The following is a 16,034-nucleotide window of genomic DNA, read 5'->3' on the forward strand; positions in this document are numbered from 1 at the left end:
AGTATACCGCGAGTAAATTATTTTGCGAATAAAAATCGTATTATATTCCATATCAGGAAGCCGGTTCAGTTTGCAGCGTTTTTTTACCTGGATTAAGCCTATAGCCGGGATAAAAAGGACGGAGTTTTAATATAAAATCCCAAGCCATTAAAAGCGCAGCCAATGCAAAAATCACATCACCGGGAGTACGCAGCCACTGCCAGAGCAATGTAGTATTATAAAACTCAAGGCTTCTTGAATGGGCAAAGCCATGGCGGTACACATCCATCAATTGCGCCCAGCCAATAGGGAAGAAATTCAACAGAATCCATAAAACCAACCCCAGGTTATACAGCCAGAAAGCCCAGGTCCCAAGCCTGTCGCTCCATGGGAGTTTGTTCCCTGCGGCATAACGTAAACAGAAATAAATAAGCCCCAGTGCCAATAAACCAAATGCACCAAACAAGGCAGTGTGCGCATGGTTTAGACTTAAAAAAGTTCCATGCTCAAAATAATTAATTAATGGCGCATTTAAAGTCCCGCCTCCAAAAACACCGGCGCCAATAAAATTCCAGGATGCAGCGCCCAGAATATACAGATAAGCCAGGTTATAGGAGAATACTTTTTGCTTTCTTATTAGTTGCAACTCTTCAATGGAATTAATAATCAATAAGGTTAATGGCAGAACCTCAATAAACGAAAACATAGTACCTAGCGGCACCCACATATCAGGTGTACCAGTCCAATACCAGTGATGCCCTGTACCTATCACCCCGCCCAGGAAAATCAGAATAGCCTCAAAATAGACAGTTCTCTCAACCAGACGCCTGGAAGCCAAACCAACACCCATTAAAAGATACGCGGTTGCGCAAACGGTGAAAAACTCGAAGGACTGTTCTACCCAGAGATGAACAACCCACCAACGCCAGAAGTCGGTAATGGTGAATGATTTTTCTATGCCCGTTAATGGAATCATGCCGAAACAGTATAAAACTGCAATATTGATGGTGCTCGCCCAGAAAAGGTTCTCCAGCCGGATTCGTCCTGTCCAAAACTCTACAGTTGCCGTTTTCAGGCTCTCCCAGGTTGGCCACATCCCCCTGAAAACAATAAAGCACCAAAGAAACAAGCCGATACAAAATCCAATTTGCCAAAAACGGCCTAGCTGCAGGTAAGATAACCCCTGATTTCCAACCCAGAACCAGGCCTTATCGATAAAGCCCATTATTCCCAGATAATTTCCAATAATAGCCCCTGCCACTATGAATAAGGTGACATAGAAAAGAAAATCCACTAAATATCCCTGACCCTCAGGTTCCTGGCCGCTGATAATGGGCGCTAGAAAAATGGCGGCACTAATCCATGCCACCCCAATCCAGACTATCGGCGTCTGGATATGTACATCACGTAAAAAGTTGAATGGCAGAAAGGTATTAATCGCTATTCCGTAAAATCCTTCACGCTCGGCATAATAATGTGCCATCAGCGCCCCAACGCCAATTTGAACCAGTAGAACCAGCGCCACAAATATAAAATATTTGCCCACCTTTTTCTGGCTTGGTGTCAAGGGCTTAAAGTCCAATAAAAAGGGAGTCTTGATTCCCGCATCTGGCGCACTTAAATAGCGGTGATAAATATATAGAACCACTCCAAAACCAAAAAAAACAAAACAATAGGAAATCCATGTCCAATAAAATGTCACATCAGTGGGAACATTGCCAACACTGGGCTCATAAGGCCAGTTATTGGTGTATGAGAAATTCTTCCCGGGCCGGTTCGCGACTGTCGTAAGAGAGGAATATATGAGAAAATTTGCTGTCTGTAAGGCGGTTTGGCTATTTAAACTATAGGCTTTGGTCCAACCGGCTGCGGCATCGTGGTTTAAAAGTCTATTTGTAATTTCCAGTTGCAGTTGGCGGATAGCTTTACTCAGCGCAGGCGGCAGCACTAACACAGGTTGTGATAAATCAATCTGCTTTAATGTCCTTTGCATTTTCATTCTTGTTTCGTATTGCTCCCCTTCGGATAAACTGCCAAAGGGTTTTGAGAACCGCTCCAGAGCCAGTTCGTTTTCAATTATATTGCCAAGCCGGACTAAATATTTGGCGGTATAGTCCTCACCAAAGTAAGAACCCATGCCATATAGGCTTCCATAATCCATTAAATCAGCTTTTTGAAAGCCTGCCTTTCCCGCCACAATATCTGAAGCGGTCATTACTATATGTCGATCTGGGGAATAAATTATTTCCGGAAGGGGCGGCGCTAATTGATAGGTTTTATAGGTTCCCCAAAAAAGCAAAGCGAAGGAAAGGATTGCTGTTAATAATAAAATCCATTTTAAAACTCTGGATACCGGATCGTTTTCAGCCTGACCGGCAAGAGAAATTTGAGCAACTGTTGTCATTTTATCCCTAAAATTAGTAAATAAGCGCTAACCGAATTAACAGCAGGAAACTGACTATAAATAAAGTCGATGATGGATTCAAGCGCCTTTAAGTTGTCTGTATGGGCAATTCGCAGCGGGTATTCAGTCTACAAAGCCTCTTTTTTATATGTTAGACTTCAGCCTTTAACACCTATTTTTCAGCCATGATGAATTTTTGCAAGTTAGGCCTGGCAGTGATTGAAACTGAGGCTCAGGCTGTACTCGAGTTAACTCAACGTATTGATGAACGGTTTGAACAAGCCTGTCGGTTAATGCTTGCATGTCCTGGCCGGGTAGTTGTAACCGGAATGGGAAAATCCGGGCACATTGCCCATAAGATAGCCGCCACACTATCAAGCACCGGCACCCCCTCATTTTTTATGCATCCTGGTGAAGCTAGTCATGGGGATCTGGGAATGATTACCCGGCAGGATGTAGTGGTTGCGATTTCCAATTCAGGTTTTACAAATGAAATTGTTACCTTACTGCCCTTGCTTAAACGCCTCGAAGTTCCCCTGATCGCTTTAACCGGTAATCAGGAGTCAACCCTTGCGAAAGCCGCTAATGTCAACCTGGATATCAGTATCCGCCAGGAAGCCTGCCCGCTTGGATTGGCGCCGACCACTAGTACCACTGTTTCACTCGTCATGGGAGATGCTTTAGCCATTGCCCTACTGCAGGCACGCGGTTTTAGTGAAAAAGATTTTGCCTTATCACACCCTGGCGGCTCACTGGGAAGACGTTTGCTGTTAAAAATAGACGAGCTCTGTCATCGCGGCGATCAATTACCGCTGGTTCATGAAAATGCCACTATCAGTGAAGCATTGATTGAGGTAACTGCTAAAAAGCTGGGCATGACCTGCGTCGTTAATTCCCTGGGAAAATTAGCTGGCGTCTATACCGATGGTGATATTCGGCGGACATTAACACAGAATTTTGATATCAATACAACGCCTCTGTCACAGGTAATGAGCAGAAACTGCAAGACAGTCAAGCCAGGAATGCTTGCCGCAGAAGCATTGAACATTATGCAGAAATACAGTATCACCTCGCTGGTAGTAATCGATGATAAACAACAGCCCTTTGCAGTTATTCACCTGCATGATCTTTTACGGGCCGGCGTTTTATAATAGAGAAGTTTAATGAATAATTTATTGGAAAAAGCAAAAAAAATCCGCTGCCTTGTCTCTGATGTAGATGGGGTACTGACTGACGGGCTTTTATTTCTCGACAATCATGGTAATGAACTCAAAGCCTTTAATGTACAGGATGGAATGGGGCTTAAACTATTAATGGCTGCCGGTATTGATGTGGCTGTTATAACTACATCGAAAAACAAGGTAATCGATCACCGAATGGAGCAATTAGGAATTAGCCATTATTTTAAAGGCCAGGTTGACAAGCGGAAAGCATTCGCCAGGCTTTGCGAGACTCTGGGTTACCAGTTGGAAGAAATCGCCTACATTGGTGATGATTTACCCGATTTACCCATCATCCAACAAGTGGGGCTGGGCATTGCCGTTGCCAACGCCGTTCCCCAGGTTAAGGAGTTTGCCGTATGGCAGACGCTGCAATCAGGCGGTCGGGGAGCTGTTCGCGAAGTCTGCGATCTGATTTTAAACGCCCAAAACAAATTTGATGCTGCGCTTGAAAGGTATTTCCTGTCATGAATGCTGCCAAACATGCAGCCTGGTTATTCATAGCCCTGTTTGCATTAGCCTGCTCAGGCTGGTATTTCGCCAGCTCTTCTGCACCTGCAATCAAGCTTGATAACCATGTTCTGTCCATCATGCCAGATGCTGTTGTCTCCGGTCTGGTTGTTCGTCAATTTAATAATGACGGAATGCTGGTGAATTTGCTTGAAACCACGAAACTCCGGCATATTCCTGAAAATAATACGCATTATCTGACTGCCCCCCATATTATTATCAAACAGAATGATCAGCCGGGTTGGAATATACGCTCAGCCAAGGCAAAAGCAATCAATGGCGGTGAGCAAATAGATTTTATTGATGATGTGATTATTCATCATGAAAAAGATCAAAATAATGAGGAAACAACAATCACCACTGATAACTTAACTTATTATCCAAAAACTAAATTTGCGACTACTCTTGCCCTTGTTAATTTTGCCCAGCCGGGGAGTACCGTAAAATCCCAGGGAATGAATGCTTATCTGGCTGATAAGAGGATACAGCTCAGCCGGGTTCGCGCAACTTACGAGCCACGACAACATGAAAAATCATAAACTACTCGCTGTAACACTAGGTCTCTTCTTTTTAAATATGCCCATAGCCCAGGCAATGCCCGATGATCGTGAGCAATTACTACAATTATCAGCCGATCAGGCTGATCTGAATGAAAAAACACACCGGGGTGAATACACAGGGGCTGTTGAACTGGACCAGGGAACCACCCATTTGCGTGCAACCAAAGCGGTTACTGAGGGAAATCAACAGAATAAACTGGTCGTAGCCATCGCGATGGGCAATCCTAAAGCGCCAGCGCACTACTGGACACAAACGGCCAAAGATAAACCCCTTCTTCATGCCTATGCGAATACAATCCGTTATTACCCGGAACGGCATCTGATTGAATTAATCGGTAATGCCCGGGTAGTCCAGGGAGACAACTCCTTCTCAGCGCCCAAGATCAGCTATGATACGCTGAAACAGCATGTGATTTCTGAGCATGACGGCAAGGAGCGGACGACTATTATCATTCATCCAGAGAAGAAGAAAGCATGACCGAGTTATCGGCAAAACATCTTAAAAAAAGCTTTAAAACACGAACCGTCGTAAATGATGTCAGTATTACGATTCGAAGTGGCGAATGTGTTGGTTTATTAGGTCCTAACGGTGCAGGAAAAACAACCTGTTTTTATATGATCGTTGGGCTTCAGGCCTGTGACGAAGGCCAGATTATCCTTGATGGCCAGGATGTCACACGTTCGCCCATGCATCAACGCGCGCGGCTTGGAATTGGATATCTGCCGCAGGAAGCCTCTGTTTTTCGCAAAATGACCGTTGCTGATAATATTCTTTCCATTTTGCAGTTAAGAACTGATTTAAATAAAATGGAGCAGCAGAGGAAATTAGCCCAGTTAATGGAAGAGTTCCATATTGAGCATTTACGCAAAAGCCTGGGAATGAGTTTGTCAGGCGGTGAAAGACGGCGTGTCGAAATAGCCAGAGCCCTGGCAATTGAGCCTACATTTATTCTTCTGGATGAACCTTTTGCAGGGGTTGATCCCATTTCGGTTCTGGACATCAAACGGATTATCTCTCATTTATGCGATAAAAATATTGGCATACTGATTACGGATCACAATGTGAGGGAAACCCTCGATATTTGTGAGAGAGCGTATATCGTCAGCCAGGGAAAAATTCTTTGCGAAGGCTCCCCCGATTCTATTCTGGCCAATCAGCAAGTTAGGGCGGTATATTTGGGAGAGGAATTTTCCTTGTGATTGCGCCTAAGCAGCGTAGTAGGCCCCGCGGTCGCAGCCGCGGGGATTCGAATGGTCGTTACTGCGGATTCGGCTTAGTGTCTGCGGGGTTTGGTTGCTTGCCAATGGGTAGAATATGTTACTTCTAATCGACAACTATGATTCATTTACCTACAACCTGGTTCAATACTTTCAAATATTGGAACAGCCTGTTAAGGTGGTTTCCAACGATGAAATAACGATTCCTGAGATTGAAAGGCTTAATCCTGAATATCTGGTTATTTCACCGGGCCCTAACCGTCCAGAGGATGCTGGAATTTCAATGGATGCAATCCGCCATTTTCACCAGAAACTACCCATTCTGGGCGTCTGTCTGGGACATCAATGCCTGGCCCAGGTCTTTGGCGGCAGGATTATTCATGCGCCTCAGGTAATGCATGGGAAAACCTCCCGAATCCTGCATCATAAGCTTCAATTATTTAAAGATGTACCGAATCCCTTTCTGGCTACCCGTTATCACTCACTCATTGTAGAAACCGCCAGTCTTCCCACCTGTTTTTCAATAGACGCATGGGCGAATAATGATATTATGGCAATTTCGCATCGCCAGTATCCTCTATTTGGAGTACAGTTTCATCCTGAATCGATTTTAACTGAACATGGGCTTCATCTACTGAGAAATTTTTTAAATCATGAACATTACCCCTTATCTTGAACATTTGTTGAAAAAAAATAATCTAACTACTTTTGAGATGATGGAAATTATGCGTGCCTGTATGGCTGGGGATCTATCTGACAGCCAGCTTGCCGCTTTTCTGACCCTCATGAGAATGAAGGGGGAAACCGTTGAGGAGCTGACTGCAGCAGCGCAAGTCATGATGGAAATGGCTCATACCATTGATTTAGGCGATAACCTTGTAGATATTGTCGGTACGGGGGGAGATGGAAAAAATACTTTCAATGTATCCACTGTAAGCAGTATTGTCGCATCGGCAGCTGGAGCGCGGGTGGCCAAACATGGAAACCGTTCTGTGTCCAGCAAAAGCGGCAGTACTGATTTGCTCATGAAAGCCGGTATTACCCTGGAGATAGACGATAGCGATCTGCAACGGTGTATGCAGCAATATCAGTTGTGCTTTTTATATGCCCCGCACTTTCATAAAGCCATGCAGGAAGCTAGAAAAGTACGTCAGGAATTAGGGATCAGAACTTTTTTCAATCTTCTTGGCCCTCTGGTCAATCCAGCAAGACCTAAAAGCCAGGTCGTTGGCGTTTTTGATAAAAAATGGCAAAAGCCACTGCTCGATGTGTTAGTGAATTTGGGCTGTGTACATGCCCTGGTGGTCTGTTCAAGAGATGGGCTGGATGAAATTAGTATCGCCGCCCCTACTGACGTGCTTGAATACCATAAGGGTGAATATTCAGAATGGACTATTGTTCCTGGACAATATCATTGCGCACATAATCGTTTAGATGAGATTACTGTAAACTCAGCTGAAGAAAGTATGAGCCATATGTATAGTGTTTTAAATGGTGAAGTGAGCCCTTCCCGCGATATTATTTTACTGAACACTGCAGCAGCTTTATATTGCGCTGATGTTGTTGGCAGCTTCCAGGAAGGTATTTACGCGGCGGTCAATGCGATTGATAGTGGAGCGGCATTAGAGCGCTTGCAGCAGCTACAGGTATTTTCGCAAAATTTGTGAAACAGGAAAAAAATATGTTAAGCGTATTAGATAAAATTGCAGAATATAAACGAGGTGAAGTGGAACAGGCAAAACGCGAGCGTCCCCTTTCCACATTAAGAGAACAGCAGTCAGCCCCAACCCGGGATTTTGTAGCGGCGCTGCAATCCCGGAAACCCTCAATTATTGCCGAGATTAAAAAAGCCTCTCCCAGCAAAGGGGTTATTCGGGAAGATTTTGACGTAGCTGAAATAGCTCGAATCTATGAAAAAAATGGCGCCAGCTGTTTATCAGTGCTCACCGATGAACATTTTTTTCAAGGTCAAGCGGTGAATCTTGAAATCGCGAAAGCCAATGCGTCCTGCCCGGTTTTGCGCAAGGATTTTATTATTGACAGTTACCAGATCGATGAAAGCCGTGCCTTAGGCGCAGATTGCATTCTCCTGATTGCAGCCATCCTTGATGATATCCAGTTAAATGATTTTTGCCAGCAAGCCCAGGCATTGGACATGGCTGTATTGGTAGAAAGCCATACGCTTTCAGAGCTGCAACGTGCCCTCACCCTGCCAACACCCTTAATGGGCATTAATAATCGCAGCCTTCATAATTTTAAAACCAATATCGAAACAACTATTGAGTTATCGCGCCATATTCCTGCAGATAAACTTATTATTACAGAAAGCGGCATTAACACGCATACAGATATACTAAAAATGCAGTCAGCTGGCGTTCATTATTTCCTGATTGGTGAAAGTCTGATGCGCAGTGATGATATTGGTAAAAAATTACAGGAGTTGCTACATCAACACTAGAAGACTGGATACACTAGGCCAGATGAGCTATGTCGAAGTGTATCCAGAACCAACCCCGGCTGGCAATTAACTTTGTTCAAAACCAAATCCGGAATTATTCAAATCCGCCGCCAGCACTTTAGGTGCTCCTTTTATTATATTAAAAAATCCGCTATGCCGTTTTGTACGTCTTTGAGATTCGTTACCGTTTTTTTCACCTGTCGAATCAGCGGTCCTAGAATTGTCCACACTATCGCTTTTATTTAGCACTGTACTTAAATTTAAACTGCTGGCAGACGATTTCGCGACAGGATTAAGACGTTCGTTCGCTTGACTGATGAAGTTATCAAACCTCTTTTTTGCTTTAACCAATTGGTTAACTGGAATGTAATGCCGAACGATAGTCTTCGGGTTTGCGGGGTAGCGCTCCGTATAATAAAGCCGGGTAATTTGCCAAACCCTGTCGAGTGTCTTCCCTAATTGTGCGTATAGTTTTTTTGCTTCAAGGGTTTGTTTCATTAAACCAGCCTGGTTACCCTCCAGTTTTTTCTCCACTTCTGTCAGCTTACAATCGAACCAGGTCAATAAAAAACTGCCAATATCATAGACCTCAATTCGCTTACCGCCAGAAATAATTACAGGAATGTAACTAAATTTCAAACGTTCGTTCATTTGATCCAGAAAACTATGCAGCTCTCCAGTGGCCTCAATGGTCTCTACAAGTAGGTTATCCTTAGGAAGTCTCTGTAATTTCAGTGATAAGGCGTAGAGTTCTTCTTCATCAATGTCAAAGGAATTTTCGAGAATCGACTGCCTGAAATCGGTATGACTTATTTGGGGAAAAAAGCGGATTAGCGCCTTAAGTTTCAAAATTGGAAATAATACTCTGCCACTTGACTCACAATGGGCTAACAATTTACTTCCATCGCTGCGAGGTAAAGACTCCTTGGTATTTGTTAATTCAGTCATCATCCTGCCGAGGAAAAATAACGTCGTTTTATACTGGCTGGCAATGTCAGCTCGTTCCTTGATGCCATGGGTACCATCGGTCAGTTTACTGATTTCTTTTAAAATATTGGAACTTTCAGGACTCAGAGCCTTAAAATGTCTCTTAAGTCTGTCGATTGTTAAATGTGAAAAAACACTGGCAAGAACCATCAAATGCTCTAGATCAGGATATTGCTCCCCTGCAAGCGGACATAGCTCCTTGCCAACTGATGCCAATAACTCTAGTGCGGGTACCAACTTTTCGGGATTCTCAAACAATTTACTAATAAAAAACCGCATTAACAGGTTAAATTGACCAATACCTTCAGATAAAAGATCAGAACGTGGTGCCTGCCCTTCTTTTGGAAGTTCATATTTGTATAATTGCTGTAATGAGACTGCTTGATAAAAACTGATAATTCGAAGTCTCAGTTCGTATGCAATTAATTGTGCTGTGGCATTGCACTGAGCTTTCAGAGTTTTTTCTTTTTTCGAAAAGCCAATGCTGGCCTGCAATAATTTTTCCTTCTGTTTGATCCCTTGATCGATAAGACATTCAAATGAGATATTCGGTCTGCGTTTCAAAAACCACTGATTTAACAAATCGTAATTTGAAATAAAGGACTCGGAATAAAACTTCTGATTGACGGTTATCAATTGCTGAAGGATAGATCTGACTCTTTTTCGTACAAAACCAGGTTCACTTCCTTCCTCAAAACCGCGATGAATAAATTGATTCGCTTTTTCGATTAAATGGCTCTGGGTAAAAAACTCATTCGCGTTATAGAGCATCAATTGGAATATTAGCAGGTTACCAGCAAGAATTTGCCGACTGTCAAATTTGTTATATAACTCATTTAATACAGTCAGAATTTCCTCCAGAGAATAAAGCACCTGGAGACCAATTATACTGGAGAGAATCGTATCGAATTCTACCTGCCAATTTTTACTGAGGTGGCCTTTACTGGTCAGAATAAACAAAGCTTCCCTGAGGTGTAGCTTGCTATCGAGTTCTTTAGCTGTTAAAGCATTATTTGCGTCCTTAGATAGTTTTTTTCGAATGAGCCCGGACGCTGCAGGACTCAGTTCTCTGGCAGGATGGTCTGTTTTAATTTTTGTACGATCTATTTTCAAATTCGTAATTGCTGCATCCGCCTTGGGTGGAGTGATGAGCTGGTACATCAGCTGTGAGGTCAAATCATTATTTACAGTCAGTAATTCTTCATACTTTTTTTGTGCATACTGATTCAGCTCCTCAAAGTACTGAACTGCGCAGTGGTGAGCGTCAAACAGAGTAAACAGATCGCCCAGTAATTCGCCTTTATCTTTTAAGTTAGACTCAGTGAATAATGCCTGCAAACTTTTACTGATACTTTGTTTATCATTTTCAAGCATACGCTCAAACTCACGATAAACAATGCTTTTGCTCATTTGCCAGCGAGGTGTTAATTGTATTTGAGCGGGTGACTCCGCCTTTCCTCCGGAAAAGCTTTGAGAAGGGGTGCTTCCTCGGGGCGAGAGAGGATCTTCTAATTCACTACTACGATTTGAGCATAGCGGGGATGATGTAAACGAGGATGAAAAAGATGACGATGAAAAAGATAAAGATACGGATAAGGAATTGCTAATCGAATCATAGGAGGCTGAGGAACATACTGCAGACTCGCGTCGGCTCGATAAAAATAATGTAGGATACTTTTCATGAAAAGCATCCGAATTCTGTTTTCGATTCGCTGGCAGTAGACCAATTGGCTCTAATTTAATCTGTGATATTGCATGCTTTACTTTCTCATCGTTACCAGCCAGGTCTTCAGCAGACTGACCTTGCGCATTTTTTGCCTCTTTATTTACTTCACTGGTAGTTAAGTTGAAACAAGAGATAGCCCAAAGCTGCTTATAATATACTGAGACCAAATAGGGAGTAAAACCTCCAATATTAGCGGAATTAACAATATCCCGCAGATGGCTTAATAAAAGACTGAGGATGGCTGAATGGGATCTCTCTTTTTTCGCCAGAAGATGAAGTATTGTATTGCCTTCTTGATCACCGGGAACAGTTGTCTGGATATTTATTTTAAACGAATCATACAACAAAAAATGTTCCAATAGTTTGATTCTTTTTATTTCTGCTTTTACATCTTTCTCATCGGATACCTGAAGTTTGACATTCGGAATATTATCCGAATCAATTAATGAATGTAGAATTGACCAGCAGAACCTGGGATGAGCAAACAAATCTTCTAATAATTTGACTTTGACAACACCTTCTGCCCTATTCATATAGATATAGTGTATAGCATCTAATAATAATGTTTGATCTTTTGTAAAAGCAGTAACAAAGGCCTTTAAAACATCTTCTTCCTTCGCTTTTTTCCCATTTTTTGGCACAACAAGTTCGATGATGTCGTTGAATTTCATGCAATTTTCCCTAAACTTCAGTCTATATTTTTGATCAAAATATAGATTTAATGATTGAGCTTTAAACCTTTTCTAACTTATCACGCTGAAAAATTTTTAGCAAGATGCCTTTATTTTTTACAACCACTAACTGGGTGATAGATAACTAGGGAATTCGCGAAAATCTACGCTAGCAAGCCTTTGAATTTATGATAAAGTTTATCTGAAAACCAATTCATTCCTGAGCAAAAATAGTCTCTAATAATTTTAAATATTGCTCACCATTTTCTTTTTCTAAAAAATAGGATTGAATAAATAAATCCAGACAAGCTTTCTTGGCAATTGGTGGCTTTCCTTGCTGCACTTCAATAGCCAAACTTATTGCCGCCATTAACGCAGCCATTTTCTCTACGATTTCTTTGATATGCAATGTTTGCTGTTCATTTGAAAGGGATTTTAGAAAAATAAAATGTGTTTTGAGAGAAATAATTTGCTTATTGAATAGTTCCTTATACCTTGTTTTTTTTATTTTTTCCAGCAGACTTCGCAAATGATCAAGGAAAATTTCATCCACCTCAAAGCGCAGAATATCACGCAGAATCTGCATCCACAGTGTAAAATGGGTACCCTCCCAGTTCTCACAAACAATGCAGTCTCTGAGCAAACGAGGCAGCGAAGAGAAGCTTTCAATTGTACCATTTCCTGCCAGAACATCCAGACAATGATGAATGTGTTCCACGGCATGTTTGGCAGTAAAATACTTGTTAAGATTAGCCAAGGTTCTAAGTAAATATTTTTGTTTTTCATCGATGGCATTTTCTGATTTACTGTCAAAACTGTCCTGCAGATCCACCATATGAAACGAGCTGGCCAGCATGGCCATCAAGTCTGCCTTTATGCGGGCCAGGTGTTCTTTTACCAGAGGGTAGGCAATAATTTTTCTTCCAAAAGCCTCTCGATTGCAAGCATAATAATAGGCAATCTGGTAGGCTCGACGGGTCATCCCGAGAACAGAAAAAGCATTAAATAGTCTTGAGAGGTGAAGTACATTTTCCATGACCAGATGAATGCCATCATTGGCATTACCAATCAAATAAGCGAGAGCGCCTTCAAAATCAATTTCAGCTGTAGCCATTGAGCGAGTGCCAATTTTTTGCTTCAATCTTCTGAGCTTATATCGATTATCTGTATCGTCATCCAGTTTGGCCGGGACCATGAATAAACTCAAGCCCTTAGTTCCGGAGGCCTGAGGATTAGTCCTGGCCGTTAATAGGATAAGATCTGCGTTGGCATTTGAACAGAACCATTTCTCCCCTACAATTCGCCAGCTTTTCTTCTCATCCTGAAAAGCAATGGTTGCATTGGCACCTACATCGGAACCACCCTGGATTTCAGTTAAAAACTGTGCACCTGTAAAATTATGAGTAAATGAGGGCGCGAGTAGTTTTTCCATGTAGAAATCATTATTTTTCAAGGGGCTTTTAGTCAAGATACGAATAATCCCGGCTGAGCAGGCAATCGGGCAATTATGCCCTGCTTCTCCCGCATGCGATGAAAGAATGAAAAGAGCCAGTGTTTTTTTCATTTGACCTGGATGACGCAGGAACTCCATTAAACCGGTGCTGTAAATGATATCACCAGCCTGCACATAGGAGGGGTGGTGGATCACCCGATCATGTCGCTCGCCTATTGAATTAAATTGACTTAACTCAGGGAGATTCTCATTGAGGTTATTTTCAGCAACAACAGGTTCTAATTCAGCAGCAACCCGATTGGCAAACTGTTTGAGCTGTTCAATAAACTGTAGGTCGTCTGCGAAGAGTATGGAATAAGAATGCATCAGGCATGAATTACTGCGTAAAATTCTTGATTTTAACTGCTCATTCCACTGCTTAAGCGCATCCCTGGCTTTATTGTAAACTGACTGGCTGTCCATGCAAGCTCCCTGCTCAATTCTTCTGCCTATACTAGATAATAGGTCATCTTATCCGAGTACTGTATGGAAGCAAATGGAAAGCTCCTCCGAAAGGAAAAAAAATTTGAGGGATAGGCAGATGAGGAGATCAAGACCCATGTTATGTCTCGGCAGCAAGTGTTTGAGTGGATGGATCACTTGAAAATTGTTGATTGCGGCACACTGCTGGCTTTGAATTGGTTTCGCCGCATCTACCATAAGTTGACGCGATAGAAGCTTGCTCCTTGCAATCAATAACCCTCATTCGACCCTGCCCTACTTACATTCTATTTTACCATTCTCAAACTGCAGCTGATGACCACCAAAGTCAGCGAAAAATTGTCCCTGCCAGGATTTTGATTGTTTTTCCCATTGTGCTGAAATAAATAATCGCGGGCGTGACTTGTCTTCACTGTCCATCGCTATTAGAAGAAGATTGTCATCCCGCATGCTAAATGCGGTGGTTTTAACCTCATAAGGAAAATCAACTTCCGGCAAGCTGTCGCTCTTGCCGTCAAGAGTAAATTGGATGCCCCCTGCTAACCCCGGCATTGAACAACTGAGCGTTTTCTCTGAAGCAAAAACGGTCATGGGAAAAAGCAATAGTACTATCAGTAATTTCATATTAATGCGGCCCATTTGTCCTGCTGTGATTGCTAATAAACGTTTTACTGGCAGGCCTAATCGGATGCTTTTCCATTTTATTTTTGACTGACGCCTCTTTTTCATGGGCCTTCTTATCCAGCCAAACCAAAAACATTCCTTTCAGATAATGCATTTTTTCTTTTATAATGATGGCATCCTTATCTGAAATAACTTTTTTAGCTTTTCTGAAAATCTCACCCTCTTCTTCCTTCACATGATGCTCTACTATTTCTTTTAACTTTAACACTGCCTCTGGCCATTGCTCACTGCCCCAGGCGTTATCAATAATATTAATCTGTTCCTCAATTTCCAGATGTTCCTTTTTCCCATGCGAAGCAATATCGCTGGTTAAGGGATGCTGCGCTAAAACTTTATAAAAAGTCTCCTGCTCAGAATGGGCATGAACTAATAACTCTTTTGAAATTAAAGTGACTATCTCATGCTGTCGTTTTAATAAACTTGTTTTTTCAAATAATTTGAACAAATGATTAACTTTTTCATGATCCATTTTCAAATAATCATAAATATCCATCATAATCTCCTAAGGGGTCATCACTACTTTAATGCAACCGTCTGATTTTTCGGCAAAGTGTTTGTAAGCATCAGGGGCTTCATTTAAGCGAATGCGATGCGTAATGATTTTAGAAGGGTCAATTTCTCCTTCCATAATTTTTTTAAGGAGAAGCGGCATGTATTTTTGAACATGGGTCTGGCCCATTTTAAATGTTAACCCCTTATTCATGGCTGCACCGAAAGGGATATTATCCAGAGCATCAAGATAAACGCCCGGCATGGAAATTGTGCCTGCTTTACCACAACATTTGATTGCCTCTCTCAGGACATGGGCCCTGTCAGTGGCTAGATAGGTCATTTGCTTTACCCTGTCGATGATTGAATCAAAACTGGGGCCAACATGCGCCTCGCAGCCAACAGCATCAATACAGCGCTCCGGCCCAAGGCCTCTCGTCATCACCATTAAGGCATCAAACACATCCTCTTCTTTAAAATTGATTGTTTCTGCATTGCCCAGTGTTTCAGCTAGAGTTAAACGTTCAGCAACACAATCAATAGCAATAACGCGCCCTGCCCCAAGCATCCAGGCACTTTGAATGGCAAACTGGCCGACAGGGCCGCAGCCCCAGACGGCAACCGTATCCCCTGGCTGGATATCGCAATTTTCTGCAGCCATATAACCGGTAGGGAAAATATCCGATAGAAACAGGAGTTTCTCGTCTTCAATATCCTCAGGGACTTTAATAGGACCTACTGTAGCGAAGGGAACCCGCACATACTGCGCCTGCCCCCCGGGAAAACCGCCTAATAAATGGGAATAGCCAAACATACCAGCGGGAGATTGCCCCATTTGCTGCCTTGCCATTTCAGCATTAGGGTTGGAGAGCTCGCAGCAGGCGAATAACTTTTTTTTGCAGAATTGACACTTGCCACAGGAAATGGTGAAGGGAACAACCACCTTGTCGCCGATTTTGAGCTTCTTGTTTGCAGCACCTAGTTCGACAACTTCCCCCATAAACTCATGCCCCAGCACATCACCCGATTCCATGCTTGGCATCATTCCATCATACAAATGCAGATCAGAGCCGCAGATTGCTGAGGCCGTTACACGAATTATCGCGTCCTGGTCGTTTATTATCTTGGGATCAGCCACTTGTTCAACGCGAACGTCCTTTTTTCCATGCCAACAGAGTGCTTTCATTCTAATTTC

At 42.6% G+C, this 16,034-nt stretch carries 14 protein-coding genes; 8 read left to right on the forward strand and 6 right to left on the reverse strand.

The window, feature by feature from the left end:
- Positions 1-52: 52 nt before the first annotated feature.
- Complete coding sequence (locus DYH42_RS08980; protein WP_058525006.1) at positions 53-2,383, reverse strand: nitric-oxide reductase large subunit; 2,331 nt, start codon at positions 2,381-2,383, stop codon at positions 53-55.
- A 188-nt stretch (positions 2,384-2,571) separates the two neighbouring features.
- Between DYH42_RS08980 and DYH42_RS08985 the strand changes: the two genes are divergently transcribed.
- The 8 genes from DYH42_RS08985 (at position 2,572) to trpC (ending at position 8,349) form a co-directional block, all read left to right on the forward strand.
- Entirely contained in the window at positions 2,572-3,534 is a 963-nt protein-coding gene (locus tag DYH42_RS08985; RefSeq protein WP_058525007.1) for a KpsF/GutQ family sugar-phosphate isomerase, read from the forward strand.
- 12 nt (positions 3,535-3,546) lie between these two features.
- Positions 3,547-4,074: a 3-deoxy-manno-octulosonate-8-phosphatase KdsC gene (gene kdsC, locus DYH42_RS08990; protein ID WP_058525008.1), complete on the forward strand. Its 528-nt coding sequence runs from the start codon at positions 3,547-3,549 to the stop codon at positions 4,072-4,074.
- The gene (gene lptC, locus DYH42_RS08995) at positions 4,071-4,652 is read left to right on the forward strand and encodes an LPS export ABC transporter periplasmic protein LptC (protein WP_058525009.1); all 582 of its coding nucleotides are present in this window, start codon (positions 4,071-4,073) and stop codon (positions 4,650-4,652) included. Before kdsC ends, lptC begins: the two co-directional genes overlap by 4 nt.
- Positions 4,639-5,151: a lipopolysaccharide transport periplasmic protein LptA gene (gene lptA / locus DYH42_RS09000; protein ID WP_083503209.1), complete on the forward strand. Its 513-nt coding sequence runs from the start codon at positions 4,639-4,641 to the stop codon at positions 5,149-5,151. Before lptC ends, lptA begins: the two co-directional genes overlap by 14 nt.
- Positions 5,148-5,873 carry an LPS export ABC transporter ATP-binding protein gene (lptB, locus tag DYH42_RS09005; RefSeq protein WP_058525010.1) on the forward strand — a complete coding sequence of 242 codons (726 nt, stop codon included), beginning with the start codon at positions 5,148-5,150 and terminating at the stop codon, positions 5,871-5,873. The genes lptA and lptB overlap by 4 nt, the downstream gene beginning before the upstream one ends.
- 115 nt (positions 5,874-5,988) lie before the next feature.
- The gene (locus DYH42_RS09010) at positions 5,989-6,567 is read left to right on the forward strand and encodes an anthranilate synthase component II (protein WP_058525011.1); all 579 of its coding nucleotides are present in this window, start codon (positions 5,989-5,991) and stop codon (positions 6,565-6,567) included.
- Positions 6,545-7,558 carry an anthranilate phosphoribosyltransferase gene (gene trpD, locus DYH42_RS09015; protein WP_058525012.1) on the forward strand — a complete coding sequence of 338 codons (1,014 nt, stop codon included), beginning with the start codon at positions 6,545-6,547 and terminating at the stop codon, positions 7,556-7,558. Before DYH42_RS09010 ends, trpD begins: the two co-directional genes overlap by 23 nt.
- A 14-nt stretch (positions 7,559-7,572) precedes the next feature.
- Positions 7,573-8,349 carry an indole-3-glycerol phosphate synthase TrpC gene (trpC, locus tag DYH42_RS09020; RefSeq protein WP_058525013.1) on the forward strand — a complete coding sequence of 259 codons (777 nt, stop codon included), beginning with the start codon at positions 7,573-7,575 and terminating at the stop codon, positions 8,347-8,349.
- Positions 8,350-8,415: 66 nt separating this feature from the next.
- On the opposite strand, the gene DYH42_RS09025 is transcribed toward trpC, so the two are convergent.
- The 5 genes from DYH42_RS09025 to DYH42_RS09050 form a co-directional block, all read right to left on the reverse strand.
- Entirely contained in the window at positions 8,416-11,733 is a 3,318-nt protein-coding gene (locus DYH42_RS09025) for a RasGEF domain-containing protein (protein WP_058525014.1), read from the reverse strand.
- Between the two features lie 214 nt (positions 11,734-11,947).
- A complete protein-coding gene (locus tag DYH42_RS09030) occupies positions 11,948-13,648 on the reverse strand; it encodes an acyl-CoA dehydrogenase family protein (protein ID WP_058525015.1) in 1,701 nt (566 codons plus the stop codon).
- A 294-nt stretch (positions 13,649-13,942) separates the two neighbouring features.
- Positions 13,943-14,305, reverse strand: a complete 363-nt coding sequence (locus DYH42_RS09040; protein ID WP_058525017.1) for a hypothetical protein — start codon at positions 14,303-14,305, stop codon at positions 13,943-13,945.
- Positions 14,292-14,846 (reverse strand): hemerythrin domain-containing protein, encoded by a 555-nt coding sequence (locus tag DYH42_RS09045; protein WP_115317033.1) that lies wholly within the window; start codon positions 14,844-14,846, stop codon positions 14,292-14,294. Before DYH42_RS09045 ends, DYH42_RS09040 begins: the two co-directional genes overlap by 14 nt.
- Positions 14,847-14,852: 6 nt before the next feature.
- Positions 14,853-16,025 carry a zinc-dependent alcohol dehydrogenase gene (locus DYH42_RS09050; protein WP_058525019.1) on the reverse strand — a complete coding sequence of 391 codons (1,173 nt, stop codon included), beginning with the start codon at positions 16,023-16,025 and terminating at the stop codon, positions 14,853-14,855.
- Positions 16,026-16,034: the final 9 nt, after the last annotated feature.

Source organism: Legionella birminghamensis (genome assembly GCF_900452515.1).
Classification (GTDB): Bacteria; Pseudomonadota; Gammaproteobacteria; order Legionellales; family Legionellaceae; genus Legionella_C; species Legionella_C birminghamensis.

Bases quoted from the DNA above. Each gene is read 5' to 3' on its own strand.
- DYH42_RS09025 (WP_058525014.1), bottom strand. From the start codon at position 11,733: ATGAAATTCAACGACATCATCGAACTTGTTGTGCCAAAAAATGGGAAA.
- trpC (WP_058525013.1), top strand. From the start codon at position 7,573: ATGTTAAGCGTATTAGATAAAATTGCAGAATATAAACGAGGTGAAGTG.
- DYH42_RS09030 (WP_058525015.1), bottom strand. From the start codon at position 13,648: ATGGACAGCCAGTCAGTTTACAATAAAGCCAGGGATGCGCTTAAGCAG.
- DYH42_RS08985 (WP_058525007.1), top strand. From the start codon at position 2,572: ATGAATTTTTGCAAGTTAGGCCTGGCAGTGATTGAAACTGAGGCTCAG.
- DYH42_RS09050 (WP_058525019.1), bottom strand. From the start codon at position 16,025: ATGAAAGCACTCTGTTGGCATGGAAAAAAGGACGTTCGCGTTGAACAA.
- DYH42_RS09045 (WP_115317033.1), bottom strand. From the start codon at position 14,846: ATGATGGATATTTATGATTATTTGAAAATGGATCATGAAAAAGTTAAT.
- lptC (WP_058525009.1), top strand. From the start codon at position 4,071: ATGAATGCTGCCAAACATGCAGCCTGGTTATTCATAGCCCTGTTTGCA.
- DYH42_RS09010 (WP_058525011.1), top strand. From the start codon at position 5,989: ATGTTACTTCTAATCGACAACTATGATTCATTTACCTACAACCTGGTT.
- DYH42_RS08980 (WP_058525006.1), bottom strand. From the start codon at position 2,383: ATGACAACAGTTGCTCAAATTTCTCTTGCCGGTCAGGCTGAAAACGAT.
- lptB (WP_058525010.1), top strand. From the start codon at position 5,148: ATGACCGAGTTATCGGCAAAACATCTTAAAAAAAGCTTTAAAACACGA.
- lptA (WP_083503209.1), top strand. From the start codon at position 4,639: ATGAAAAATCATAAACTACTCGCTGTAACACTAGGTCTCTTCTTTTTA.
- DYH42_RS09040 (WP_058525017.1), bottom strand. From the start codon at position 14,305: ATGGGCCGCATTAATATGAAATTACTGATAGTACTATTGCTTTTTCCC.
- trpD (WP_058525012.1), top strand. From the start codon at position 6,545: ATGAACATTACCCCTTATCTTGAACATTTGTTGAAAAAAAATAATCTA.
- kdsC (WP_058525008.1), top strand. From the start codon at position 3,547: ATGAATAATTTATTGGAAAAAGCAAAAAAAATCCGCTGCCTTGTCTCT.